Annotated in this window: 22 protein-coding genes and 1 tRNA gene; 11 read left to right on the forward strand and 12 right to left on the reverse strand. The window is 65.9% G+C overall.

Annotated elements, in window-relative coordinates:
* Positions 1 to 4: 4 nt before the first annotated feature.
* The gene (locus tag FB461_RS09405) at positions 5 to 1,609 is read right to left on the reverse strand and encodes an MDR family MFS transporter (RefSeq protein WP_142121452.1); all 1,605 of its coding nucleotides are present in this window, start codon (positions 1,607 to 1,609) and stop codon (positions 5 to 7) included.
* Positions 1,610 to 1,915: 306 nt separating this feature from the next.
* Positions 1,916 to 4,495, reverse strand: coding sequence for an ATP-dependent Clp protease ATP-binding subunit (locus tag FB461_RS09410; RefSeq protein ID WP_142121454.1), 2,580 nt, complete (start codon positions 4,493 to 4,495; stop codon positions 1,916 to 1,918).
* Positions 4,496 to 4,750: 255 nt separating this feature from the next.
* On the opposite strand from FB461_RS09410, the gene FB461_RS09415 reads away from it, so the two are divergent.
* The 3 genes from FB461_RS09415 to FB461_RS09425 all read left to right on the forward strand — a co-directional run bounded on the left by FB461_RS09415 (position 4,751) and on the right by FB461_RS09425 (position 8,736).
* Positions 4,751 to 5,902: an alkene reductase gene (locus tag FB461_RS09415; protein WP_142121456.1), complete on the forward strand. Its 1,152-nt coding sequence runs from the start codon at positions 4,751 to 4,753 to the stop codon at positions 5,900 to 5,902.
* Positions 5,903 to 6,071: 169 nt separating this feature from the next.
* Positions 6,072 to 6,659, forward strand: a complete 588-nt coding sequence (locus tag FB461_RS09420) for an RNA polymerase sigma factor (RefSeq protein WP_142121458.1) — start codon at positions 6,072 to 6,074, stop codon at positions 6,657 to 6,659.
* Entirely contained in the window at positions 6,652 to 8,736 is a 2,085-nt protein-coding gene (locus FB461_RS09425; RefSeq protein ID WP_142121460.1) for a hypothetical protein, read from the forward strand. Before FB461_RS09420 ends, FB461_RS09425 begins: the two co-directional genes overlap by 8 nt.
* Before the next feature lie 45 nt (positions 8,737 to 8,781).
* Here FB461_RS09425 and FB461_RS09430 read toward each other — a convergent pair whose 3' ends face one another.
* On the reverse strand, positions 8,782 to 9,576 hold the full coding sequence (locus tag FB461_RS09430; RefSeq protein WP_142121462.1) for a copper resistance CopC family protein: 795 nt from the start codon (positions 9,574 to 9,576) through the stop codon (positions 8,782 to 8,784).
* 90 nt (positions 9,577 to 9,666) lie between these two features.
* Positions 9,667 to 10,332, reverse strand: a complete 666-nt coding sequence (locus tag FB461_RS09435) for a hypothetical protein (protein WP_142121464.1) — start codon at positions 10,330 to 10,332, stop codon at positions 9,667 to 9,669.
* 152 nt (positions 10,333 to 10,484) lie between these two features.
* Between FB461_RS09435 and acs the strand changes: the two genes are divergently transcribed.
* From acs to FB461_RS09455, 4 genes are all read left to right on the forward strand, one after another.
* Positions 10,485 to 12,479, forward strand: coding sequence for an acetate--CoA ligase (gene acs / locus FB461_RS09440; protein WP_142121466.1), 1,995 nt, complete (start codon positions 10,485 to 10,487; stop codon positions 12,477 to 12,479).
* 148 nt (positions 12,480 to 12,627) lie between these two features.
* The gene (gene mshD, locus FB461_RS09445) at positions 12,628 to 13,617 is read left to right on the forward strand and encodes a mycothiol synthase (protein WP_142121468.1); all 990 of its coding nucleotides are present in this window, start codon (positions 12,628 to 12,630) and stop codon (positions 13,615 to 13,617) included.
* Positions 13,618 to 13,737: 120 nt separating this feature from the next.
* On the forward strand, positions 13,738 to 15,984 hold the full coding sequence (locus FB461_RS09450; protein ID WP_425466917.1) for an RNA degradosome polyphosphate kinase: 2,247 nt from the start codon (positions 13,738 to 13,740) through the stop codon (positions 15,982 to 15,984).
* A 29-nt stretch (positions 15,985 to 16,013) separates the two neighbouring features.
* Positions 16,014 to 17,006 (forward strand): NUDIX hydrolase, encoded by a 993-nt coding sequence (locus tag FB461_RS09455; protein WP_142121473.1) that lies wholly within the window; start codon positions 16,014 to 16,016, stop codon positions 17,004 to 17,006.
* A 44-nt stretch (positions 17,007 to 17,050) separates the two neighbouring features.
* Here FB461_RS09455 and FB461_RS09460 read toward each other — a convergent pair whose 3' ends face one another.
* The 3 genes from FB461_RS09460 to FB461_RS09470 form a co-directional block, all read right to left on the reverse strand.
* On the reverse strand, positions 17,051 to 18,055 hold the full coding sequence (locus tag FB461_RS09460; protein WP_142121475.1) for an inorganic phosphate transporter: 1,005 nt from the start codon (positions 18,053 to 18,055) through the stop codon (positions 17,051 to 17,053).
* A 7-nt stretch (positions 18,056 to 18,062) separates the two neighbouring features.
* Entirely contained in the window at positions 18,063 to 18,677 is a 615-nt protein-coding gene (locus tag FB461_RS09465) for a DUF47 domain-containing protein (protein WP_142121477.1), read from the reverse strand.
* Positions 18,678 to 19,065: 388 nt separating this feature from the next.
* The gene (locus tag FB461_RS09470) at positions 19,066 to 19,716 is read right to left on the reverse strand and encodes a hypothetical protein (RefSeq protein ID WP_142121479.1); all 651 of its coding nucleotides are present in this window, start codon (positions 19,714 to 19,716) and stop codon (positions 19,066 to 19,068) included.
* 123 nt (positions 19,717 to 19,839) lie between these two features.
* On the opposite strand from FB461_RS09470, the gene FB461_RS09475 reads away from it, so the two are divergent.
* Complete coding sequence (locus FB461_RS09475; protein ID WP_246046191.1) at positions 19,840 to 21,435, forward strand: DHA2 family efflux MFS transporter permease subunit; 1,596 nt, start codon at positions 19,840 to 19,842, stop codon at positions 21,433 to 21,435.
* Positions 21,432 to 21,914 carry a MarR family winged helix-turn-helix transcriptional regulator gene (locus tag FB461_RS09480; RefSeq protein ID WP_142121481.1) on the forward strand — a complete coding sequence of 161 codons (483 nt, stop codon included), beginning with the start codon at positions 21,432 to 21,434 and terminating at the stop codon, positions 21,912 to 21,914. The genes FB461_RS09475 and FB461_RS09480 overlap by 4 nt, the downstream gene beginning before the upstream one ends.
* A gap of 145 nt (positions 21,915 to 22,059) precedes the next feature.
* On the opposite strand, the gene msrB is transcribed toward FB461_RS09480, so the two are convergent.
* Positions 22,060 to 22,461: a peptide-methionine (R)-S-oxide reductase MsrB gene (msrB, locus tag FB461_RS09485; RefSeq protein WP_142121483.1), complete on the reverse strand. Its 402-nt coding sequence runs from the start codon at positions 22,459 to 22,461 to the stop codon at positions 22,060 to 22,062.
* A gap of 64 nt (positions 22,462 to 22,525) precedes the next feature.
* Between msrB and FB461_RS09490 the strand changes: the two genes are divergently transcribed.
* Both FB461_RS09490 and FB461_RS09495 read left to right on the forward strand, forming a co-directional pair.
* The gene (locus FB461_RS09490) at positions 22,526 to 23,287 is read left to right on the forward strand and encodes a M50 family metallopeptidase (RefSeq protein ID WP_142121485.1); all 762 of its coding nucleotides are present in this window, start codon (positions 22,526 to 22,528) and stop codon (positions 23,285 to 23,287) included.
* Between the two features lie 185 nt (positions 23,288 to 23,472).
* A tRNA-Lys gene (locus FB461_RS09495) sits at positions 23,473 to 23,545 on the forward strand.
* Positions 23,546 to 23,738: 193 nt separating this feature from the next.
* Here FB461_RS09495 and FB461_RS12155 read toward each other — a convergent pair.
* From FB461_RS12155 to FB461_RS12030, 4 genes are read right to left on the reverse strand one after another with little or no spacing between them, the layout of a single operon-like run.
* Positions 23,739 to 24,125, reverse strand: a complete 387-nt coding sequence (locus FB461_RS12155; RefSeq protein ID WP_211349889.1) for a hypothetical protein — start codon at positions 24,123 to 24,125, stop codon at positions 23,739 to 23,741.
* Positions 24,122 to 24,811: a M15 family metallopeptidase gene (locus FB461_RS09505; RefSeq protein WP_170222691.1), complete on the reverse strand. Its 690-nt coding sequence runs from the start codon at positions 24,809 to 24,811 to the stop codon at positions 24,122 to 24,124. The genes FB461_RS12155 and FB461_RS09505 overlap by 4 nt, the downstream gene beginning before the upstream one ends.
* 46 nt (positions 24,812 to 24,857) lie before the next feature.
* A complete protein-coding gene (locus FB461_RS09510; protein ID WP_142121489.1) occupies positions 24,858 to 25,238 on the reverse strand; it encodes a DUF2746 domain-containing protein in 381 nt (126 codons plus the stop codon).
* The gene (locus FB461_RS12030) at positions 25,235 to 25,387 is read right to left on the reverse strand and encodes a hypothetical protein (protein ID WP_170222692.1); all 153 of its coding nucleotides are present in this window, start codon (positions 25,385 to 25,387) and stop codon (positions 25,235 to 25,237) included. The genes FB461_RS09510 and FB461_RS12030 overlap by 4 nt, the downstream gene beginning before the upstream one ends.
* Between the last annotated feature and the right edge of the window lie 2 nt (positions 25,388 to 25,389).

The raw sequence follows: 25,389 nt of genomic DNA on the forward strand, positions 1-25,389 counted from the left end.
TTAGCTATTTGACTGCGACGGAGTGCTCGTCCTTGATCTCCACCACGGCCTCACCGCGCGCGACCATGCCCGCCTCATCGGAGAGCTTGACCTCCTTGAGGAAGAAGGCAACGACCAGCCCCACCAGCAGGAACGGGATCAGGTACCAGAAGGCCGGTGCCAGCGCATCGGCGAAGGCGTGCGTGACCTGACTGTGGAGCGGCTCGGGCAGGCCAGCTACGATCTCGGGGGTCAGTGAGCTCTCGCCCCCGTGGCCACCACCCGCGCCTCCCGTGCCGCCACCCGGGAAAAGGGGCGCCAGGCGCTCGGCAAGGCGGGTGGCGAACAGCGAACCGAACATCGCCGCGCCAACAGATCCGCCGATCTCGCGGAAGAAGCTGTTGGAACTGGTGGCCACGCCGATCTCGTGCGGATCCACGGCGTTCTGGACGGCCAGCACGACGTTCTGCATCGTCAGGCCCATGCCGGCGCCGAGCATGAAGATGATGGCCCCGAACAGCACCAGGTTGGTATCGGCGGTCAGCCGCGTCAGGGCGGTCAAGCCCATGAGCGCGATGAACATTCCGACCACGGGGAACACCTTGTAGCGTCCCGTCTTGTTGATGATCTGACCCGAGATGATGGCCATCGACATCATGCCGACCATCATCGGTATCAGCAGCAACCCCGATTCGGTGACCGAGACGCCCTTGGTCATCTGCAGATAGGTCGGCAGGTACCCGATCGCGGCGAACATGCCTAGCCCCAGGACGAGACCGATGACGGAGGTCAGCGTGAACGTCGAGTTGCGGAACAGCCGCAGCGGCAGGATCGGGTCGGTGACGCTCAGTTCGATCCGGATGAACAGTGCTATCGCGACGAGAGTGCCGAGGAGCAGGCTGAGGAGCCGCGGATTGCTCCAGTCGTACTGCCCGCTCTTCGCGAAGGAGGTCCAGGAGGCGATCAGCACGATTCCCGCGGTGCCGAGCATCATCGTGATGATGCCGAAGACGTCCACCGGCTTGTCGCTGCGGTGCGACGGGATGCGCAGCGCAACGAATGCGACGAGGAATGCTGCGATGCCGATGGGAATGTTGATCGCGAAGCACCAGCGCCAGCCGGGACCCTCCGTGAACCAGCCGCCGAGCAGAGGTCCCGCAATAGCGGAGATGCCGAAGATCGCGCCCATCGGGCCCATGTACTTTCCACGGTCCTTGGCGGGAACGATGTCCGCGATAACGGCCATGGCGAGGATCATGAGACCGCCGCCGCCGATACCCTGGATGCCGCGCCAGATGACGAGTTCGACGAAGTTCTGCGTGAAGGTCGCTCCGGCCGAAGCGAGGGTGAAGAGGCCGATCGAGCCGAGCAGGAGCCAGCGGCGGCCCCACAGGTCACCGAACTTTCCGTACAGCGGCATCATGACGGCGGCGGCCAGGATGTAGATGGTGATGAGCCACGACTGGTGCTCCAGCCCGTTGAGCTCGCCAACGATGGTCGGCAGGGCCGTGGAGATGATCATCTGATCGAGCGATGACAGGAACATGCCAGCCATGAGGGCGGACATGATGATCCAAATGCGGCGGTTTGTCAGGACGATGGGCTCGGCCGACGCAGGAGGGTTCGCCATGATTTCCTTATCGAGGTTGGCGCCGTGGGGGGGACGACGCAACGTGCCGCGCGGCCTTTGGACCGCTGGCGGAGCCGACGACTCGTGAGCAGTCAGCGAAAATGGCAACGAATGCGCCGTAACGACTATTCCAGTTTGCGCGGATTTGTGGCTAGTGGTTTTTCTCACAGCAAAACCCGTGACGCGAGTGCTTGCCGCACGGTTCATCGCAGGGACGCGGCAACTGCTGGCTGAGATGACAAAGGTGAAGGGCGGTGACACCGGAATGCCACCGCCCTTCACCGCTCGACTACGCGGCTCAGCCGATCAGCCGACGTCCGGGTTCTTGGTCCCGTCAGCGGCCACGGATGCCTCCACGACGTCGTCGACCTCAGCGTCCGACTTGGGCTCGTCGGACTTGACCGCGGCCTTTGCCTGCTTGGTCGCGGCGTAGCTGGACTTATCCACTCCTTCGAAGTGGAACTCGCCCAGCGGGCCTTCGCCCTCGGAATCCACGATCACGATCTGACCCGGTTTGACATCGCCGAACAAGATCTTCTCGGACAGCACATCCTCGATGTCACGCTGGATCGCGCGGCGCAGCGGACGAGCACCCAGGACGGGGTCGTAGCCGCGCTCGGAGATGAGCTTCTTGGCGGCGGGCGTGAGCTCGATCGCCATGTCCTTCTCCAGCATCCGCGTGTTGAGGCGCGCGATCATCAGGTCCACGATCGCGAGGATCTCGGACTGCGTGAGCTGCGGGAACACGATCGTGTCATCGACGCGGTTCAGGAACTCAGGACGGAAGTGCTGCTTGAGTTCCTCGTTAACCTTGGCCTTCATCCGGCCGTAGGATGTCAACAGGTCGGCACCCGAGTTGAATCCGGTCTGCACACCGCGAGCGATGTCCTTGGTGCCGAGGTTGGTCGTCATGATGATCACCGTGTTCTTGAAGTCGACCATGCGACCCTGAGCATCTGTGAGACGTCCGTCCTCGAGGATCTGCAGCAGCGAGTTGAAGATGTCCGGGTGCGCCTTCTCGACCTCGTCGAACAGGACCACCGAGAACGGCTTGCGCCGCACCTTCTCCGTGAGCTGACCGCCCTCTTCGTAGCCGACGAATCCAGGCGGGGAGCCGAACATCCGCGAGACGGTGTGCTTCTCCGAGTACTCGGACATGTCGAGCTGGATCAGGGCGTCCTCGTCGCCGAACAGGAACTCGGCGAGAGCCTTGGCGAGCTCCGTCTTACCGACACCGGTCGGACCGGCGAAGATGAACGAGCCGCCGGGGCGACGCGGGTCCTTCAGGCCGGCACGGGTACGGCGGATCGACTTCGACAGGGCCTTGATGGCCTCGTCCTGGCCGATGACCCGCTTGTGCAGCCCTTCCTCCATGTGCAGTAGCCGCGAGGACTCCTCCTCGGTGAGCTTGAGGACCGGGATGCCGGTCGACATCGCCAGCACCTCGGCGATCAATTCCTCGTCCACCTTGGCGACGGTGTCCATGTCGCCGGACTTCCAGGCCTTCTCCTTGTCGCTGCGCTCGGCGATCAGGTTCTTCTCGGCGTCGCGCAACTGGGCGGCCTTCTCGAAGTCCTGCTCGTCGATCGCCGATTCTTTGTCGAGCTTCGCCTTCGCGATGCGCTCATCGAGTTCGCGCAATTCTGGCGGAGCGGTCATGCGGCGGATGCGCAGGCGCGCACCGGCCTCATCGACCAGGTCGATCGCCTTGTCCGGCAGGAACCGGTCGTTGACGTAGCGGTCGGCGAGCGTGGCGGCGGCGACCAAAGCGTCATCCGTGATGGACACGCGGTGGTGCGCCTCGTACCGGTCGCGCAGCCCCTTGAGGATCGCGATCGTGTGGTTGAGGGTCGGCTCGTTGACCTGGATCGGCTGGAAGCGGCGCTCCAGCGCGGGATCCTTCTCGACGTGCTTGCGGTATTCATCGAGCGTGGTCGCGCCGATGGTCTGCAGTTCACCGCGGGCGAGCATGGGCTTCAGGATCGACGCGGCGTCGATCGCGCCCTCAGCCGCCCCAGCGCCGACGAGCGTGTGGATCTCGTCGATGAACAGGATGATGTCGCCGCGGGTACGGATCTCCTTGAGCACCTTCTTGAGGCGCTCCTCGAAGTCACCGCGGTAGCGCGAACCGGCAACGAGAGCGCCGAGGTCAAGCGTGTAGAGCTGCTTGTCCTTGAGCGTCTCCGGCACGTCCCCGGCCACGATGTCCTGCGCCAGGCCCTCTACGACGGCGGTCTTGCCGACTCCGGGCTCACCGATCAGGACTGGGTTGTTCTTGGTTCGGCGGGACAGCACCTGCATCACGCGCTCGATTTCCTTCTCCCGGCCGATGACCGGGTCGAGCTTGCCCTCGCGGGCGGCCTGCGTGAGGTTGCGGCCGAACTGATCCAGCACTGCCGAACCGGACGGCGTACCCTCGGCGGGACCCGATGCCGCGGGCTCCTTGCCCTGGTAGCCGGACAGCAACTGGATGACCTGCTGGCGCACGGTCGAGAGGTCGGCGCCGAGCTTGGTCAGCACCTGCGCGGCGACGCCCTCTCCCTCACGGATCAGGCCGAGCAGAATGTGCTCCGTCCCGATGTAGTTGTGGCCGAGTTGCAGCGCCTCGCGCAGCGAGAGTTCCAGCACCTTCTTGGCACGCGGCGTGAACGGGATGTGGCCGCTCGGCGCCTGTTGCCCCTCACCGATGATGTCGGTGACCTGACTGCGCACGGCATCCAGCGAGATACCGAGGGACTCCAGCGCCTTGGCGGCGACGCCCTCTCCCTCGTGGATCAAGCCGAGCAGAATGTGCTCCGTCCCGATGTAGTTGTGGTTGAGCATGCGCGCTTCTTCTTGCGCAAGCACAACGACCCGACGCGCTCGGTCGGTGAATCTTTCGAACATTGGGGCTCCTTCCGGTGCCACGAGGCGCAGGGTCGTCTGGCCCAGTGGCTTTCGACTTTAACCGCGATCCACCCCGTAGTAGTCCGAAAAAGCGCCTTGTTCGCCATGGGCGTGACGATTCGGCGGGCTTTGGGATCCATGGACGAGTCCTCCAGCCGCGATGAGCCCATCTCGTGACTTCAGTCCCTGGTACTCGACGCCATATCGCGGCAGCGTTGAAGGTGACACCGCAGTCAACCAGTGAGGAGCCCACCGATGCCTTCCATCTTCGACCCGTACCAGCTCCACGACTTGACGCTCCCCAATCGGATCGTGATGGGGCCCATGACGCGCGCCAAGGCGACACCAGAGGGCGTACCGACGCCGATCATGGCCACGCACTACGCTCAGCGGGCTTCCGCAGGGCTGATCATCACCGAGGGAACCTGGCCGGAGCGCCGCGGGCAGGGCTACTTCGACATCCCCGGCATCGAGACTCAGGAGCAACAGGATGCCTGGGCGTCGATCACTAGGGCCGTTCATGACAAGGGCGGGCGGATCTTCCTGCAGATGGAGCACACAGGTCGCGTGGGACACGAGGTCAACAACGGAGGGACGACGCTCTGCGCAGCGAGTGACGTGCCAGCGGATTTCAAGATCTTCGCGCGCGACGACGGCCTCGTCCAGATGACCACCGAATTGCACGTGCTGTCGACTGACGAGGTCTGGGAGGTCATCGACAAGTACGGCAAAGCTGCGGCCCGGGCCAAGGCGGCGGGATTCGACGGCATCGAACTGCACGGCGCATCTGGCTACTTGCCGCACCAGTTCCTCTCCGACGACGCGAACCGCCGCACCGACGAATTCGGCGGAACCCCCGAGAAGCGGACCAGGTTCATGATCGAGGTGCTGACACGCCTCATCGAGGCATGGGGCGATTCCCACCGGATCGGTGTCAAGATCTCGCCTGCGATCCGTTACAACGGCATCGTGGAGAACGAGGTGGAGGAAACGTATTCGATCCTGCTGGACAAGTTCAATGAACTGGATCTCGCATACGTCGCCTTCCAGACGCCGGAATCGTTGCGCTCGCTGTCCGGCCTGTCGAACGACGACCTCGCCGATGGCGAGATCTGGCACCGCTTCCCGTACGAGTTCATCCGCGAGCGCTACCGCGGCACAGTCATCGCCTCGGGAGACCTCACCAAGGAATTGGCGCAGAACGCGGCCGATGCGGACAAGGCCGATCTGTTCGTCTTCGGAAGGGCGTACATGTCGAATCCCGATCTCGTGGAGCGGATGCGGAACGACTGGCCGCTCACTCCCGTCGACATGCGCCGCGGCTACGGCGGCGGCGAGGAGGGGTACAACGACTATCCGACGTGGGAGGACCAGCGGGCAGCGGATCCCAGCAGGCCGATCGGCTAGCGTCCCGCACGAGCATGTCCTTCCACGGCGGACTGTTTCCATGTTGCCCGTTCACTCCGAGCACCACCCCAACCTTTCACGTCACCCCGCTCGTCTAGTCTCATAGGAAGCACACCGCTTCCCGTAGTGGAGCGCACAGCCAGCTACCAGAGCGAACGAGGGGCGTTCAATGGCGTCGTGGGACGAGGCACTGACTGCGGTGCTCGACCAGCACGGAACCTCGCTGTATGCCTACGGTCGCATCCTGACGGGCAGCACTGCCGATAGCGAGGACCTGGTGCACGATGCGATCGTGCGCGTGTTCGCGCGCATGAAGTCGCGGCCCGCCCGGCTCGGGGCGAGGTCGGGCACCGACGTCACGACGGCGATGGTTCCGGGGGCGACGGCGGCGTACGTGCGCCGCGCAATGCTCACGATCTACATCGACCAGACGCGGCGCGCCAAGCGCTGGCGGGCTATCCGTCACGCCGCGGCCACGGCCGAATCGCTCCCGGATCACGCCGACGAGGCGGCATCGCGTTCGGCCATCGCGGCCGCGCTGTCTTCGCTGAGCCCGCAGCAGCGCGCCTGCCTGCTGCTGCGCTACTACGACGACTTGACGACGTTGCAGATCGCTGACGCCCTGGGGCTCGCGCACGGCACCGTCAAACGACACCTGCACGATGCCCTTTCCCGCCTGCGGGACGACGGCGCCGCCATGGCGTTGTGGTCCCCGGGCGAACCGGCGGCGCGGGGAGAGGAGGCCCACCGTGGCTGACAACGGACACAACGACCCTTCGCGCTCACGGTTTGAGGACGAGTTCTCCGCCGCGCTCCGCCGGGACATCGACGGCGCTGGCGGCTCCCTCGGGGAGGATGCTCACACCGAGTTGATCGACAGCGTGCGACGCAAGCGAACGTCGCGGGCCATCACTGCGACCGCCCTGACGGCGGTGCTTGTGGTGGGCCTGGGCAGTATCGGCTGGACGGTGGCGGGCCAGGTAGGCAGCGACCGTCCAGACCCGCAGATCGCGGGACCCACCCGCGTCGCGCCACCCGCTCTTGACTGGTCCGACGGCTGCACAGTGACAGCCGACAACCTCCTGGACTCGCCCATGTCCGCAGATGGATGGACGCTCGACAACTTCACGATCGGAGAGGAAGGCGATCCTTCCGCGGAGTTCAACGGACCGGATTCGGCGCATGCCCAACTGGATAGAGACGTCACCCTCTTCCGCTACAGCCCGAACGAACTCTTCGCAGGGGTCTCCCGAAGTCGCCTCAACACGGTATGGCTGCCGGCAGAAACGGACGGCTCGCTAGGCACCATTTCGGGGTCCGCGCTTGTCGCGGGCGGGGTCAATGCAGGGCCTTTACCCGCCAGGTCCGAGTTATCGAGCACACCAGCGTATGGCCGCTGGACCGTTTGGGGTTCGATGAACACCGGCAGGGATTGTTCGACCGGCGATGTCCTAACCCATCCATCGGAGAACGGCTCACTGATCCCGACCGGCACCTATGTCGTTCTGGGTTATCTGGAGACCGTCATCGGTTCCGGAGATCGCGCCGACCGGGTTTCTACCGTGTACTCGTCCAACATCGCCCTCGTCGAGGTGAGCGGCGACGGCACCACGACAATGCGAAGTCAGGTTCAGCGCGAGGGTGCTTCTTCGTGGGACGATCAGCGCCATTCCAGCGAAGGCGAGACCGGCAAGGGTCGTCCCCACGACGAGGCCATCGAAGGCGCCGACGGGCGCGAGTTCGCATTCGAGTACCACGACTCGCAGATGGCCGAGTCCGTCGAGTTGTCCACCGAATCGCTGACGACGAAGCCTGCGCCTGCCGGGATCGACCTGCTCAGTGAGTCGACCATGGGAGATATGTGGATCGCAACGAGGCCATCCGGCGACGCTAAGGGGGTAAGGCAGTTCGGAGTCTGGTCGACGGAGTGGGGGTTCGAACCATGGCAGAGCACGCAGGAGGTCGCACCGAGCGCCCATGACCGCTGGGTCCCCTCGTGGGCGGTCGATAGCGTAAGCGCCGATGGGATCACGTGGATCGAATCCGAGGCCGTCGGTACGGCATCCGGACCGTTCTGGGTGTTCCATGCCAGCGCGCTGACAGGAGACGTGAAGGTCATCGCCACCCCCGAGGACACCGCCGACAACACGGATGAGAACCCCAGGGTCGCCTCGCGCGATGGTCACGTGTACTGGTCGGAAACCCGCGGCGGCGTCGACGTCGTCAAGTCGTTCGACCTCGGCGCGATGCATCCAAAGATCACGACGATCGCCACCGACATCACTCGGCCCGTGGCGGGAGTCGACAACGTCTACGCCATCGCCGTCGACCCCGCAGATCATGTCACGCCTAGCGGCATCGTCGATATCACGAAAGATGGACAGCAGGATTTCCTACGCTTCACTCAGAAGATGACCGAACCGCCTCCCGTTCAGGTATCTCGTGATGCGATAGCGGTAACGATCTCTGGGACCACGTACGTAGTGCCTATCAACGAAAGCAATGTCGTGTGGACGCTGGAACTGGATGATGCAAACGTCCCACTCTTGGTCAATCCCTACGGCTTCATCTTCTGGGATGTCACAGGCACGACGGGCCGCACCACTATCTACGCGGCGGATCCGATGGGCGAAGGTGATCGGATCATGCGGGCAAACCTTTGCCCACGCACCTGCGGTCCGGCGAACCACCTAGGAGAGATGTCGCTAACGGGAGCATGGCCCGAGGGCAACGACGTAGCGACTCAGGTCGTCCCGACCAACGGGCCGGCAGATGACGATCCCGGACTAGTGGTGCAGTGGCCGCTGACCACGATGATCAACGAGGTAGGCTAACTGACTCGCTGATCCCGAGCCCCGCCGGTCGGACGCCAAACCTGATCAGCGAGGGGCGTGCTCGTCGCCGCCCTTGTCGGCGGAATCGTCCTCGCCTGTCGCGCGGCCCGCTCGACGCCGTGATGCGCTGGCGACGAAGTAGGCGCCGACTCCCAGCACGACGCCGATCAGGGCGAATAGCCCTGTGCGGCCCCAGCCCGACGCACCGGACTCGTCTTCAGCCTGGGCGTCGGCGGTGGGCGTCGCTGCAGCTTCGGTGGCGCCGTCCTCGGCATCGCCCGGTTCCTGGGTCGCGGGTTCGGTGGGCTGGTCGCTGATCGCACCAGGCGCTTCGGCACCGCCAACCGCGCCCGGTTCGGGCGCGCTCGGTTCGGGCGCAGCGGGAGTGGCGGGGTCGGTAGCGGGCGCCTCGTCCTGCCCGACGCCTTCGGTGACCGTGAATGCGTATTCGCCGGAGATCGGGTGTCCGTCGGAGGACACGACGCGCCACGTCACGGTGTACTCACCGGCCGGGCCGTTCGCGAGTAGCGGCACCTTGATCTTGGCGCCCTTGACGGTCGGCTCACCGTGCTGCCATTGCTCGCCATCGGGGCCGTCGACCTCGATAGCGATGCCTGTTTCAAGCAGATTCGCGGAGTATTCGAGCACTAGTTCGCCTGGCAGCGTCTTGAGTTCGGCACCGTCGGCTGGCTTAGTGCTCAGGAGAGTGTCATGCGCGCTCGCGACGGACGCGGCACCGAACATGCCGAGTGCGAAGAGCGCGAGCACGATGGCGCTGATGATGGTGTTGTATGCGGCTCTCGTGGCGCGCGCTGATTTACGAATGCGGGTACGACTCACGTCAATTTTTCCTTCTGATTCCTGGGGTGCCGGGGATCGCCGGCCTGATCGCGCTGTGACGCGCGGCCCCAGGAGGCGGAGCCGCAGCGTCTAGGCGATGGCTGGCGGGGCCCTGCCGCACCAAGTTCCGTACGTTGCGCGGCTGGAGTGCGTACTGGGCCGGGATACGACGATGGACGAGTTCTGCGTCACTCGTCCCACCTGCGCCCTGAGCGGCTGCAGGATTGCCACGGCGCGGTCGCGGATGCGCATCGCCGATGCGGCCAACCGCGACGCCGACAGCATGATCGTGACGATGAAGATCGCCGCGATCACGTGGCTCACGGCCATGGTCACGCTGCCGGCAAGATGCGCGTGTTCGGACAGTTGCACGCCGCCTCCGGTACCGCGGCCAGTCTCGGTCGCTGAGTCGAAGCCGATCCAGGTGCTACTCGCACCGTGTCTCAGATGATCGCCCGCAATGAGCCCGAATCGTTCTTGCGCGGCTACGCCACTAGCGGGCGCGGCGCTCGTAGCCGCGAACAGCCAGTGAAAAAGCAGCTGGCTCGCTATCGCAGCGAACAGCACGCGCGCCGTTCCCGTGGATGCCCACGCGAGTGCCACGGCGCCAAGCATGGTCGGTACGGTCGCGGCAAGGATCACGAAGATGCCCGGGACGGCTCCGCCTCCAGCAATGTGTGCCAGCACGGTCGCGGCGACGGCAAATGCCGCAGTCCACAAGGACTGCAGCACTTGGTCACGGGGGCGCCCTGCCATGCCCTCATCCTTCCACAGTGCTTCCCTGACCTTCGACCCATCCATAGTTCGCTGTGACGGGCTTCACACTTGAGGGCTAGACTCGTGGCGAGGGTCAAACGTCCCACATTCCATGCGTCGCATCAACGTCGATCCGCGTCCGGAGGTTACCTGTGTCAAACACGACGGAGAACTCGTCCCCGGCACTATCCAATCTGCTGTCCGAAGCCCGCTCCTTCCCGCCGAGCGAAGAATTCGCGGCCCAGGCCAACGCCACCGCCGCCCTCGCGCGGGAGGCGGATGAGCGCGGAGAGGAGTTCTGGGCGGATCAGGCCCGCAAGATGCTCAGTTGGCATACTCCGTTCACGCAGACGCTGGACTGGTCGAGAGCCCCGGTCGCCCGCTGGTTCGCGGACGGCACTCTGAACGCGGCGTACAACGCGCTCGATCGGCACGTCAAGGCCGGCCGCGGCAAGCGCGTGGCCATTCACTTCGAGGGCGAGCCTGGCGATACCCGGACGGTGACCTACGACGATCTGCTCACCGAGGTGTCGCGCGCGGCGAACGCGCTGCAGGCGCTCGGCGTTCAGACTGGTGATCGCGTGATCATCTACCTGCCCATGCTCGTGGAATCGGTCGTCGCGATGCTCGCCTGCGCCCGCATCGGCGCGCCGCACTCCGTCGTCTTCGGCGGTTTCTCCGCCGAGGCGTTGCGCTCCCGCATCGAGGACGCCGGAGCGCGCGTCATCATCACCGCGGATGGCGGGTATCGTCGCGGCGCGCCGTTCGCGCTCAAGCCCGCCGTGGACGAGGCAATCGCTACGCTGAACCCCGACAACCACCCGGGCATTTCGCACGTACTCGTCGTGCAGCGCACCGGACAGGAGGTCGAGTGGCACGACGAGCGCGACCTGTGGTGGCACGAGGCGATGGAGTCCGCAGACATCCGGCACGAGCCGACCTTCGTCGAGGCCGAGCACCCGCTTTTCATCCTGTACACCTCGGGGACGACCGGGCGGCCCAAGGGCATCCTCCACACGACCGGTGGCTACCTCACGCAAGCGGCGTTCACGCACTGGGCGGTGTTCGATCTCAAGGCCGAGACGGACGTGTACTGGTGCACCGCCGACATCGGCTGGATCACCGGCCACAGCTACGTCGTCTACGGACCGCTGATCAACGGTGCGACCCAGGTGATCTACGAGGGAACGCCAGACACCCCGCACCGCGGGCGCTGGTGGGAGATCGTCCAGAAGTACAAGGTTTCCATCTTGTACACCGCCCCGACTGCGATTCGTACATACATGAAATGGGGCGAGGAGGTCCCCGATCAGTTCGACCTGACGTCGCTTCGGCTCCTCGGTTCGGTGGGCGAGCCGATCAATCCGGAGGCATGGATGTGGTATCGCCGCGTCATCGGGGGCGGCTCCACTCCGGTGGTCGACACCTGGTGGCAGACCGAGACGGGTGCGATCATGATCTCGCCCCTGCCAGGTGTCACCGCCGCCAAACCGGGGTCCGCTCAGTCGCCGCTTCCCGGCATCGCGGTGGACGTCGTGGACGATGACGCCAACTCCGTGCCAGCCGGTGGCGGTGGCTACCTCGTCGTATCAAAGCCGTGGCCGGCGATGCTGCGCGGAATCTGGGGCGACCTCGACCGCTTCAAGGAGACGTACTGGTCGCGCTTCAAGAACATCTACTTCGCCGGTGACGGCGCGAAGCGCGATGATGATGGCGACATCTGGCTGCTGGGTCGCGTCGATGATGTCATGAACGTCTCCGGCCACCGGCTATCCACGACCGAGATCGAATCCTCGCTCGTGGCGCACGATGCGGTGGCCGAGGCCGCCGTGGTGGGCGCCGCCGATGAGACAACAGGCCAGGCCGTGGTCGCGTTCGTCATCCTGCGCGGGGAGTTCGCCGCCGCCGCTCAGGACGACGAGGGAGCCGCGGCGATCCAGGAGCAGTTGCGGACGCATGTGGCCAGGCAGATCGGCCCGATCGCCAAGCCGCGCCGGATCCTGATCGTGCCGGAACTCCCCAAGACCCGTTCGGGCAAGATCATGCGCCGGCTGCTGCGCGACGTCGCCGAGAACCGGACGGTGGGCGACGCGACCACGCTCGCCGATTCCTCGGTGATGGCGCTGATCAAGGGGAAGCTCGGGTAGCGCTCATCACGAGAACACCCGTTGTGGTCGCTCCACACCCGTTATATTGCGCACGCAGCGACCATAACGGGTGTTCTCCATGGGGGGAGCCGGCCGCACGGGAGCAGGTCGCACGGGAGCAGGTCGCCCGTTGTGGTGAACTTGGACGATGGACTTCTCCCTCGATATCGCCGACGGCAGCATGGAGCTCGCCTCGAAGATAGGCGAACTTGCAAGCGCGGCGCACCAACGCGATGGAGTTCGGCCGCTGTCGGAGCAATCCCTGCTCAACCTGACCACCACCGATCCGGACCTCACTCATGTGACTGTCAGCCCCCGAGACGATCGCGACCGCGTCATCGGCTACGCGCAGGTCGACAGGCGCGGCTCGGTGGCCTCGTCCGAAATCCTCGTCGCCCCCGACACCCGCCGGCGAGGCGTCGGCACCCTGCTGTGGCGCACCGCGCTGCGCGATGCCTCACTGCCGAGCCGATCGGGCGAGCCCGGTGCCCACAACCCACTGCGGGTTTGGGCGCATGGCAACCTGCCGGCCGCGCAGGAATTCGCCCGGTCTGCGGGTCTTGAAATCGTGCGCGAACTACACGAACTGAGCCGGTCCCTCAACGACGGAAGGCTCGCCCCGTCGCTGACAGAGGCGATGGCCGCCTTCGGCCCGGGCCACGCGGTACGCGCCTTCGACCCGGCCCGGGACGAGGAGCCGTGGCTCGACCTCAACCGCCGGGCGTTCGCCTCGCACCCAGAACAGGGTCAGCTCACCCTCGACGACCTACGAGCCCGCGAGCGCGAGCCCTGGTTCGACCCGAACGGCTTCTTCGTGGTGCGTGCAGGAGATGGCGACGGAGCACTCGTCGGCGCCGCCTGGACCAAGGTCGAGCCGGCCAATGATCCAGATTCCCGCCCCGTCAGCGGCGAGCTATATGTGATAGCGGTGTCGCCAGAGGCACAGGGGCGCGGTCTGGGGCGCGGTCTCACCGCGCTCGGCCTCGCGTACCTGCGGGAACGAGGGCTTACCACTGCCACGCTCTGGACGGACGGTGACAACGCCGCGGCCATGGCCACGTACCGGTCGCAGGGCTTCGAGATCGCGTTCACCGACGTGCAGTACGCCCGACCCTCGACTGCCCCAATGGCGGCTTGACAACCTGTTGATAAGTTCCCGACTGGCGCCCACGGGTGTAACCATAGGGTTATGACCGAGAAGTCGCAGCCAGAAACGAACTCCGTGATCGGCGAATCGAGCCTCGCCGTCGACCCGACGATGGAGCCTAGCCTCGCCGAGCACATCGCCGAGCACATCGCGGACAAGGCCCGGGGCAAAGCGGCCGCAACGCTGCCGGCCCTCGACGTGCCGGAGGAACTTGAGCCGCTGCCCGCGGACCGGTTCCTCGACCGCGAGATCTCGTGGCTCGCGTTCAACAAGCGCGTCCTGGAACTGGCGGAGGACGAATCCGTGCCGCTGCTTGAGCGCGCACGTTTCCTCGCGATTTTCGCGTCCAATCTGGACGAGTTCTTCATGGTGCGGGTCGCCGGTCTCAAGCGACGCATCGCGACCGGTATTGCCGTGACGGCCGCGTCGGGCCTCAGCCCGCATCGGGTGCTGGAGGAGATCTCCATCCGGGCCAGCCGCCTGATGGACAGGCACGCACGCGTGTTCGCGGATGAGGTGCGCCCGGCACTGCTGGCGGAAGGCATATCGATCGTCCACTGGGGCGAGCTCGGAGCAGACGAGCAGGAGCGGCTGCGGAAGTACTTCCGGCGGCAGATCTTCCCCGTTCTGACTCCCCTGGCCGTCGATCCGGCTCACCCCTTCCCCTACATATCCGGGCTCTCGCTGAACCTGGCCGTGGTGGTGCGCAACCCGGCAACGGGTAAGGAACACTTCGCTCGCGTCAAGGTGCCGCCGCTCCTGCCGCGGTTCATCGCTGTGGACGACAAGGGACGCCCGAGCCCGGCCGACTCCCAGGTGGCCAACCCGGACACGGTATCGTTCGTGCCCATCGAGGAGGTCATCGCCGAACACCTCGACGTGCTGTTCCCGGGCATGGAGATCTCCGAGCACCACACCTTCCGCGTAACCCGCAACGAGGACGTGGAGGTCGAGGAGGACGACGCCGAGAACCTGCTGAAGGCCATGGAGAAGGAGTTACTGCGCCGCCGGTTCGGCCCTCCGGTCCGCCTCGAGGTGGCCGAGGGCATCACCGAGCGCGTCGCCTCGATCCTGACGCGCGAGCTCGGGGTGAAGGCGTCGGAGGTTTACACCCTGCCTGCGCCCCTTGATCTCACTGGCCTGAACTCGATCGCCGACATCGAGCGGCCGAACCTGCAGTTCCCCAAGTTCGTGCCCACCACGAACCATCAACTCGCCGAGGTGGAGCGGGCCACCCCGACGAACATCTTCTCGGTGATTCGGCAGCGCGATGTGCTCCTGCATCACCCGTACGACTCGTTCTCGACGTCGGTCCAGACCTTCCTGGAGCAGGCGGCCGCGGATCCGAACGTGCTGGCGATCAAGCAGACGCTCTACCGGACCTCGGGCGACTCGCCCATCGTTGACGCACTCATCGACGCGGCCGATGCCGGCAAGCAGGTGCTGGCGCTCGTCGAGATCAAGGCGCGCTTCGACGAGCAGGCGAACATCTCGTGGGCTCGCAAGCTCGAGCATGCTGGCGTGCACGTCGTGTACGGCATCGTGGGCCTGAAGACACACTGCAAACTGTCCCTCGTGGTGCGCCAGGAAGCGGACGGGCTGCGGCGTTACGTCCACGTGGGCACTGGGAACTACCACCCGAAGACGGCTCGCCTCTACACGGACCTCGGGCTGCTGACCTGCGACCCCACCGTCGGGCAGGACGTCACGCGCCTGTTCAACCAGCTCTCGGGCTACGCACCGCAGACCAAGTTCTCCCGCCTGCTGGTGGCCCCGCGCACCGTCCGGGTGGGGCTGATCGCCCGCATCGAACGCGAACGCCGCGCCGCCTTGGCCGGGCGCAAGGCCTGGATCAAGATCAAGGTCAACTCGGTCGTGGATGAGCAGACGATCGATGCCCTGTATCGCGCCTCACAGGCGGGCGTCGAGATCGACATCGTGGTGCGCGGCATCTGCTCCATCCGGCCCGGCGTCCCGGGCCTCTCGGAGACGATCCGCGTCCGCTCGATCCTCGGCCGATACCTGGAACACTCGCGCGTGTTCGCATTCGCCAACTCCGGCGGCCCCGCGATCGGTGACGGGCCAGAGGCCGGACCTGAGGTGTACATCGGCTCCGCCGACCTGATGCATCGCAACCTTGACCGGCGCGTGGAGGCGCTCGTCCGCATCGACGATCCCGGCCACATCGACTACCTGCTGTGGCTGCTGGACGAATCGACCTCCGACCACACCTCCTCGTGGCACTTGGACGAATCAGGGCGCTGGGATCGCGTGAATCTGGGTGAGGACGGACCCCTGATCGATCTGCAGTCCGAACTCATCGCGCGCCAGCGCCGCCAACTGTCGTCGGGCCGCTGATGGGACCGACTTCGCTGCGAATCGTCGACATGTCAGCCGATATTGATCGCGACGCCATCGATATCGCGCCGGTCGTTCAAGCCGCGGGGAGCCTGCCCTGGCGCGTCAAGGATGGCGAGTTGCAGGTGCAGTTGATCCACCGGCCGCGCTACAACGACTGGTCCTGGCCGAAAGGGCGCCTGAACAAGGGTGAGCCGCAGCCGGTGGGCGCGGTCCGTGAGACGGCCGAGGAAACCGGCAAACCTGTTTCCCTCGGGATCCCGCTGCCCGGGCTGCAGTACCTGTTGGCGGATGGGCGCGTTAAGCGGGTGCACTACTGGGCGGCGACGCGCGCTCCGAAGTCCGCGCCGGTCGTCGCGGCACGGTTCCCCGTGCCCGCGGTTGATCCCGACGAGATCGACGGCCGCAAGTGGCTGTCGGTCGCCGAGGCATTGGAGCGCCTCACACGTCGCGCCGACCAGATCCCCCTCAAAGAGCTGATCTCGGCCCACGAATCGGGCCACCTGCGGACGCGTCCGCTGATCATCGCCCGGCACGGCAAGGCGATCGATCGCAGTTCGTGGGATGGGGACGAGGCCACCCGGCCGCTCACTCCGTTTGGTTCGGGTCAGGCCGACGCGCTCACTCAACTGCTCGCGGCGTTCGACGTGACGCGGGTGCTGACGAGTCCGTGGCGGCGCTGCGCCGCAACCGTCGAACCGTTCGCGACGGCGACGGGCCTGACCCCGGAGGCGGCGCCCGAACTCACGGAGCACGCTCATGAGAGGTCGCGGAAGTCCGTGCGCGCCCTCGTCGAGAACCTGGTTGCCGACGCGCCCGGCGCGGTCCTGTGCACGCACCGCCCGGTGCTGCCCACGATCTTCGAGGTGCTGCGGGAATCCGCGCGCCCCAAGGTGGCGCGCGCTCTACCCAAGGCCACGCCCTATCTTCAGCCCGGCGGTTGCCTGGTCGCGCACATCGCGGACACCGCGAAAGGGCCGCGCATCGTGGCGTTCGAGCGCTTCAAGCCGACGCTCTGGTAGGGAGCAGGCAAGAGTGCCTTTGCCGAGGGGCGCGAGCGCCTGCCCTAACCCAGGATGCCGTGCAGGATCCAGTAGCTCACCGCGCCGACGATCGCCGCGGCAGGGATGGTCAGAACCCATGCGACCACGATATTCTTCGCGACACCCCAGCGGACCGCGGAGAGGCGCTTCGTAGCACCCACGCCCATGATCGCGGACGTGATCGTGTGGGTGGTCGAGATGGGCGCGTGCAGCGCGTACGCGTTCACGTAGAGGACGATCGCCGACACCGACTCGGCGACGAAGCCGCGCGCCGGGTCGAGCTCGATGATGCGACGCCCGAGCGTGCGCATGATGCGCCACCCGCCGGAGTAGGTCCCCGCGGAGATCGCCAGCGCTGCCGAGATCTTGACCCAGAACGGGATCGCGTCGCCCTTTCCGTAGTAGCCGCCGGCGACGAGCGCGAGCATGATGATGCCCATCGTCTTCTGCGCGTCCTGGAGGCCGTGCCCCAGTGCCATGGCAGCTGCCGAGGCGGTCTGCGCGATGCGGAACCGGCGGTTGGTCGGGTTGGGGCGCGCCTTGCGCACGAGCCAGAGCACACCGACCATCACCAGGAAGGCGAGGGTGAATCCGACGATCGGCGAGACGAACATCGGGATGACGACCTTGTCGGTGATCGCCTTCCAGAAGACGGGCACGCCAGCCGCAAGGCCGACCCCCGTCAGGCCGCCGATCAGGGCGTGGGTGGAGGACGACGGCAGGCCGAACCACCAGGTGATGAGGTTCCACCCGATGGCGCCGACCAGCGCCGCAAGGACCAGAATGAGTGAGCTGTGGATCGGCTGGCCATCGATGTTGACGATCGAGTGCGCAATGGTCTCCGCAACATGCGTGCCGAGCATGGCTCCCAGCAGGTTGCAGATCGCCGCCATGATGAGCGCCGCGCGCGGCGTCAGCGCACGGGTGCCGATCGAGGTCGCGATCGCGTTGGCGGCGTCGTGGAAGCCGTTGGTGAAATCGAAGGCGAGCGCGAGAAGGACAACGATGATGACGAGGGCGAACTCCACCGGTCGGTCACGCTTCCTTGACGGCGATCGTCTCGACGAAGTTAGCGGTCTTCTCGAACGCGTCCGCCGCCTTCTCGAGCACCTCGACGACCTCGCGCAGCTTCATCAGTTCGATGGGGTCGGAGATCTCGTCGAACATGTGGGACAGGAGTTTGCGGTACGCCTTGTCGGCCTGGTTCTCGAGCCGGTTGATCTCGACCCAGTAGTCGTGCAGCTCGCTCATGGAGCGCAGGCGGGGCATGGCCGTGGCGGTGAGCTCAGCCATGCGGCGCAGGATCTCGACCTGGTCCTCGACCCGGTCGGGCAGTTCGTTGATCTTGTAGAGCACAATGCGCTCGGCGGCCTCGTCCATGTAGTCGAGGCAATCGTCCAGCGCCGACGCGAGGTTGTAGATGTCGTCACGGTCGAACGGCGTCACGAACGAGGAGTTCAGTCGCTTGATGATCGCGTGTGTCGCCTCATCGCCCTTGTGCTCGATCTCGCTCATCTGCTTGACGAGTTTCTTGCGGTCGCCGTTGTCGGCCCCGAGAATCTGAGCGAGGATGTTCGATCCCGTAACCAGGTGCCCAGCGGACTCGGCAAGTAGGTCAAAGAAGGTGTTGTCGCGCGGGGTCAATCGCACAGCGTTCTCCGTAATTCGGTGAGGGACTTCGGCGGTGACAATCAAGCGCCGACGCACTCACAATAACCGGTAAACGGCGCTTGGACATAGTACGAACGGCGGATGGCTTTTTGCCGTCGAGCGGACCGCTGCAATGCCGCCGTTTCCCGTGGACGAGCGCTCCGTACCGACCGGCAAATCCCGCTGCGCTGGGAGCCGCCCTCGCAGGGCCCGCACGGAACGCGGAGTGCCGGACACGTTGCGGAGCGGGCGGGACCGCGAGCGACGGCCGGGCCGCAGAGCGAGGGGAAAGATAAAGCGACGCCAGGTTGGGAGCGCCTCTCGGCGCGTGGCCGCTCGAAGCGGCTGAAGTTGGAGCCCGGGGCTACCGCAACCTGACGTCGCCCTCTTAGTCTAACCGGCCAGCGCGCCAAAGACCTGCCGCTTCGTCCAACTCGGCGGCCGTGCGGTCCATTGCGGCCGCGGCGAAGGTGAGACGCCGGGAGTGCTCGTCCCCCACCAGGTCCAATCCGTCGGCGTCGTACGCCGCACCCACCGCGAGCAGTCGGCAAAAGGCGGCAGCGCGCTCGAGCGCGACGTCGAGCTCGCCGGTGTAAACGCCGCCGAGGACCGCGTCGGCGAGCCTACGCAGATCCTCCGGTCCGGGAACCGCGGCAGCGCCGGCGATGGCCTCCGCGACAGGTGCGACCTGGATGCCGTAGCGATACCGCCGGGCGGTGTCCTCGGGGCTTCGGCGGACGAACTCGCGCAGCATGTAGAGCCGCCACAGCGCGCCTGGCAACGTGTCGGGTGCGGCGTCGGCCCACAGTTCGGCCACCATGTCGAGCCCTTCGAGGTCGACCAGGCGAATGAGCCGGTCAACGACCTCGGGGTCCTCGCTCGAGCGGGCGCCGTGGACGATGACGCCCGCAGTCGTGTGCGCGATCTCGGAGCGCAGCGCAGGGTCGAGGTCGCCGGGGATCTGGTCCGCGTCGCGCGGGTTGAGCGATGCGGGCCGGCGCGGGCGGCTGCGCGGCTGGAGGTGGGCGGACGATTCCATCGCCCTATTTTCGCGCACTTTGCCCGGGATAACGCGATGGCGGCTCTTACGGAGCCGACGGCAGTGCCGAAGGTCACACTCCCACGGGTTCCAATGGTTGCCTCAGGCAACTAATATGGCGGGGTGACTTCAGTTCAACTAACAACTAATGACTCCCCCGTAACTCCTATCGTCGACGCCCCTATCCGCCCGCGGCGCGAGGTACTCGAAGCGCTCTCCGGGATCCTCGTCGGTCTGTTCGTATCGGTCCTGTCCACGACGATCATCTCGTCCTCCCTGCCCGTCATCGTGTCCGATCTGGGCGGATCGCAGGCATCGTTCACCTGGATCGTGACCGCGACGCTCCTCACTTCGACAATCAGCACCCCGATCTGGGGCAAGCTCGCCGACCTCGTCGACCGCAAGCGCCTCATCCAGATCGCACTGATCATCTCCGTGGTGTCCAGCGCGTTCGCCGGCATGGCGAACGGAGTGGGTATCCACATCGCCTTCCGCGCCCTGCAGGGCATCGGTGCCGGTGGCCTCATGGCACTCGGCCCCGTGCTGATCGCGGACATCATCTCGCCGCGCGAGCGCGGTAAGTACATGGGCTACGTCGGCGCCGTGACCGGTGTCGCCATGGTCGGCGGGCCCGTGCTCGGCGGCTTCATCACCGAGCACTTCGGCTGGCGCTGGATCTTCTACCTGACTCTTCCGTTCGCCATCGTCGCGATCATCACCATCCAGCGCACCCTGCGCCTGCCCGTTAGCCCTCGCAAGCGCGTCCGAATCGACTACGTGGGTGCCGCGCTCATCAGCCTGGGCGTCGCCACGCTTCTGCTGTGGGTGACCTTCGCCGGCTCGGACTTCGCGTGGGCGTCGTGGCAGTCGGGGGTTATGGTCGGCGGCGCGCTGATCGCGCTGATCGCGGCCGTCATGGTCGAGTTGCGCAGTCCCGAACCACTGCTGCCGATGCATCTGTTCAAGAACCGCACCTTCGTCATCGCCGTCATCGCGAGCGCCGCGATCGGCGTCTCCCTTTTCGGTTCGTCGGTGTTCCTGAGCCAGTACATGCAGCTCGCCCGCGGCTACTCCACGATGATCGCGGGCCTCGCCTCGCTGCCGACCGTCGTCGGCATGTTCCTTGCGTCCACGATCTCCGGAAACCTCATCTCGGCATCCGGCCGGTACAAGCGGATCATGATCGCAGGCTCAACCATCCTGGTCCTGGCGCTCGCATCGTTCGGACTGGTGGACGAGAAGACGCCACTCGCAGCGATCTTCGCGTCGCTGTTCTTCGTGGGTATCGGGGTGGGCATGCTGATGCAGAACCTGGTGCTCGTCACGCAGAACTCCATCGAGATCTCCGAGATTGGCGCGGGGAGCTCGGCCGTCGCCTTCTTCCGCACGATGGGCGGCGCGATGGGCGTGGCAGCGCTCGGTTCCGTGCTCGCAGTCCGTGTTAAGGACGAGCTCATCGCCGGACTCTCGGCGATCGGCATTCCCGCTGGCTCGATGAGCGGCAGCTCGATGCCGTCGCTGTCGGAACTCGATCCGAAGTTGGTGCCGATCGTGGAGCACGCCTACGGCGTCTCCGTCCCCGAGATGTTTCTCATCGGGGCGCCCGTCGCCCTGATCGCGCTCATCGCGCTGTTCTTCCTGCGCGAGGTCCCCCTCGGGCGCCGCAGCGGCATCGAGTTGCGCGAGGAGCAGGCGGCCGGACAGACTGTCGAAGCGTGAGCCCTGAACTGACCGACCAGCACACCACGCTGTTGCGCGCGCTCGCGGTCGTGATCCGCCGCGGCCGACGCATCTCGCAGCGATCGCTCAGCGGGCTCGACACTCGACTCGACCCGAGCACGTACTCGCTGCTCAGCTTCCTGCACCGAACCCCCGGGGCGACGCTCTCCGGGCTCGCCGGGGCGCAGGGCGTGTCGAAGGGCACCATGTCCCGGCAGGTTGCGCGCCTGGAGTCCTTCGGGCTGATCTCGCGCGACGCGGACGAGAACGATAGCCGCTCCGTCTGCCTCACACTCACGGAGGCGGGGCTGGGACTCGTCCAGGAGATGAAGACCAGGCAGATCGCTTCGCTACGCGTGGCGCTGGACGACTGGGACGAGGCCGACCTGGCGCAGTTCACGCTGCTGTTGAAGCGCTTCGCCGACGATCTGGAACGCGCCGACCCCGATCCGTGCGGTCCGCGAGCAGTCAGCAACTAACTACCGAGCACGGGCCGACACCGGTTGTGGTCGTGGAACACCCGATATCCCGTGTGTTCCACGACCACAACCGGTGCTCTCACCATACGGCGTCGGGTAGATCTGGCAGGTTATCGGAGGCCGACATCCACAAGCGGTGTTCTCGCTAGCGCGGATCGGGCGTGAAGGTGAGCGACGCCGAGTTCATGCAGTAGCGCTGGCCCGTCGGGGTCTGGGGCGCGTCATTGAATACGTGACCCAGGTGCGAGCCGCAATTTGCGCAGCGAACCTCGGTGCGGACCATGCCGTGGGTGTAGTCGTCGATGAGCTCGACTGCGGCGTCGCCCGCCTTGAAGAAGCTGGGCCAGCCGCAGTGCGACTCGAACTTGGTGTCGGCGTCGAAGAGGTGCGCGCCGCAGGCCCGGCACGAGTATTTGCCGGGGCGGAACTCGTCCAAAAGCGCCCCAGTGCCGGGGCGCTCGGTCGCCGCCTCACGAAGGACGGAGAACTCGAAGGGCGTGAGCAGTTCGCGCCACTCCTCCTCGGACTTGTTGACTGTGTAGGTCATGTAGATCCCCTTCCCTAGCGCCTGTCTCAGTAATAACGCGCAGACGGTGTGGTGTGATTCCCCCATGAGCGCATTCTTCTCGGGACTCGGCAACTGGTGGGACTCCGCGCGGGTCGTGAGCGAGCCGTTGAGCACGTCGTGGACCGTGCTGATCGGTGCGGGCGTGCTCGCGCTCATCGTGACGCCGACGACCTGGGGATGGGTGCGACACATCATCACGATTGCGCACGAGGGCTCCCACGCCGCCATCGGGGTGCTCACCGGACGGCGGCTGCAGGGCATCCGACTGCACGCCGACACGTCCGGGCTCACGACCTCGCGCGGCAAGGCTCGCGGATTCGGGATGATCCTTACGGCGCTGGCAGGCTACCCCGGGCCCGCCGTCGCCGGGCTGATCGGCGCGGGGCTGATAGCTACCGGGCGCTACACCGCGGTGGTGTGGCTCTGGATCGTCACGCTCGCGCTCATGCTGATCTGGATCCGGAACTGGTTCGGGCTCGTGCCGATCATCGTCGCGGGGCTAGGACTGGGGCTCGTGGTGTGGCGGGGGTCCGACACTATCGTCGCGGCCGTCGCAGTGGGGCTCACCTGGCTGCTGCTGCTCGGTGCGGCAAGACCCGTTATCGAGATGCAGGCCGAGCGGCGGCGGGCGGGCGGCTCGTCGGGATCGGATGCCGACGAATTGGCGCGGCTGACCGTCCTGCCCGGCTGGTTCTGGGTCGGCCTCTTCTTCCTGTTCGTCGTTGCGGCCGGCGCCCTGGGCATCCTGTGGCTGCTCACCGGGGCGGTGAGCGTGCCGGGGGCGGTGAGCGTGCCGGGGCGGTAGACGGACTGGCGATGGGGGTGCCGGTACGAGCGATACCAGGGAAGGACCGGTCGCCCTGCGGCGAACTGTGCTGTCGTGTGGCGAACGGCGCATCGCGATTCGGCAAAGTGCGCGCTGTGGCGATAGGCTTTCGTGGCGTAGCGACGTGAACGTCGACACGCTTCGCGCGGCCTGAGCCGCGCGAAGGGCCTCTAGCTCAGTTGGTAGAGCTCCGGACTTTTAATCCGTAGGTCGTGGGTTCGAGCCCCACGGGGCCCACTAGTTTGACCAGGTACTTTACTAAGCCTTGACTATTGAGGCAGTGAAAATTGCAGCAAAATTGCAGCAGCCACTGCGAAAAGTTGATCGCCTACAAGGTGCCGAACGCATCAGATCGCCCCGCCTTCCTTTGCGGAGGGCGGGGCGATCTGATGTGACTTTGGGCATGAAAATATGCCGGATAATATTCCGGCTAGTGATCGCCTGCCGTCCCAGAGTCCTCGACTATCGGGATCCCATTGCTGTCGACGCGCACGGGACGCCCGTCGACGTCGGTGATCTCGGCAACCGGACCGGCAAGCAGCGCATAGCCAGGTGCGCGTGCGGAACCCAGGACCAGCCGCGTGAGCCAGTCGGGCATCCTCGGCTCGAGCCAACGCCACAGGGCGTACCAGACGACGATCGCCACACCGACGACGAGTTCGCGCACGCCGGTCGATAGCAGCGCGTCACGGACGGACTCGAGTGCCGGGATCAGCGCGAGCAGCCATACGACGGCGGATCCCCAGAGGGTCGGGACAGCGGTGCGCAGGATCGAGACGACCCGATCGCTCAGCGCGGTGGATTCAGTGGTGGTCATGGTTTCACCTTCCTGACTTTCGAGGCTTTGCCCCAGTCCTTCTTCTTGGTCTGCACTTTGTTCCGCCACTTCAAGGTGACGTTGATCCTCTTGCCCGGCTTGATTCGACGGGTGATCTGCGTCCCCTTCGCGGCGTGCGTCCGATAGAACGCCATCGTGCGGCTGTTACCGGTCGGCTTGACGATCAGGTACTTCCCGACGTCACGGCCTTTGACGTCGCGGCTCGCGTCGTATTCGAAATGCCACGGCTCCCAGAACAGCGCCTCGAATGCCCACGCAGGCCGGACCCAGCCGAACTTGCCCGCGTGCTGCGCGAGCCACGCTGCGGCGGCGCCGCGTTGCCCACCGACCGCGTAGTAGACGCCGGCGATGTCAGCGGCCAGGCCCCACCCGTGATTCGACGTGCCAGGCACGGCGGCGGTCGCGGTGCCGGGCCGCTGATACCAGCGCTTGCCCTGCCACAGCTTCGACGGACGACCGGCGATGCAGGTCGTCGTGTACCGGGCGCGGAAGATCGTCTCCTGGACCGCGTAGGGGCGATACGAGTCCGTTAGGGTGAGCGTGATCCCGTCGGCCTTCGCCGCTTCGACCATGCGCAACCACGATGCAGCGGCGCGCTTCTCGAACTTATGACCGCCGCCGACAGCTTTCAGCGACAACACGGTCAACTTTCCATTCGTTGCCATCAGTGCCTCCTTGGGCATGAAAAAACCCGCTGCAGCGGGTTGGGTGTCAGTTGATGGGCGGCGACCACGGTGGCCGGCTACCCGCGTCTCGGTTGATCGTGTCCCAGATGTTCCGGTCCCCGTTGGCGCGGTCCTCGCGTTCCTGACGATGGTCAGCCCTCAGCCCGCCGATGTCTTTCTTGATCTCGCCGATCTCTTTCCCTTGCTCGACCTGCCGGGCCTCGATGCGGTTGATGGCGTCGCGCATAGACCCGCCAGAGTTCGGGCGGGCCTCGTGGGCAGCGACCTCGGCGGCCTGCCGTGACGCGGCCGCGTCGCGCCGGGCGGGCAGCGCCGTCACCCACGAGGTGATCGCGGTGATGAGCGCGACAGTGACGACGGCCAGGAGCCACGCCCACCCCGGCGTGCCCTCGGGAGGTGGAGTCACGCGCTCGCCTCCTCACTGGACGAAGCCTCGAGTTCGACGATGCGCTTCTGCGCAGCTGCGGCAGTGGCTTCAGCCAAGATCGCACGCTGGTTCGCTTTGGCGAGTTCGGCGTCATATCGGGCGACGAGGTCGTTGATGTCAATGTCCATCG

Origin of the sequence: Rarobacter faecitabidus (genome assembly GCF_006716265.1) — a bacterium.
Lineage (GTDB): Bacteria > Actinomycetota > Actinomycetes > Actinomycetales > Cellulomonadaceae > Rarobacter > Rarobacter faecitabidus.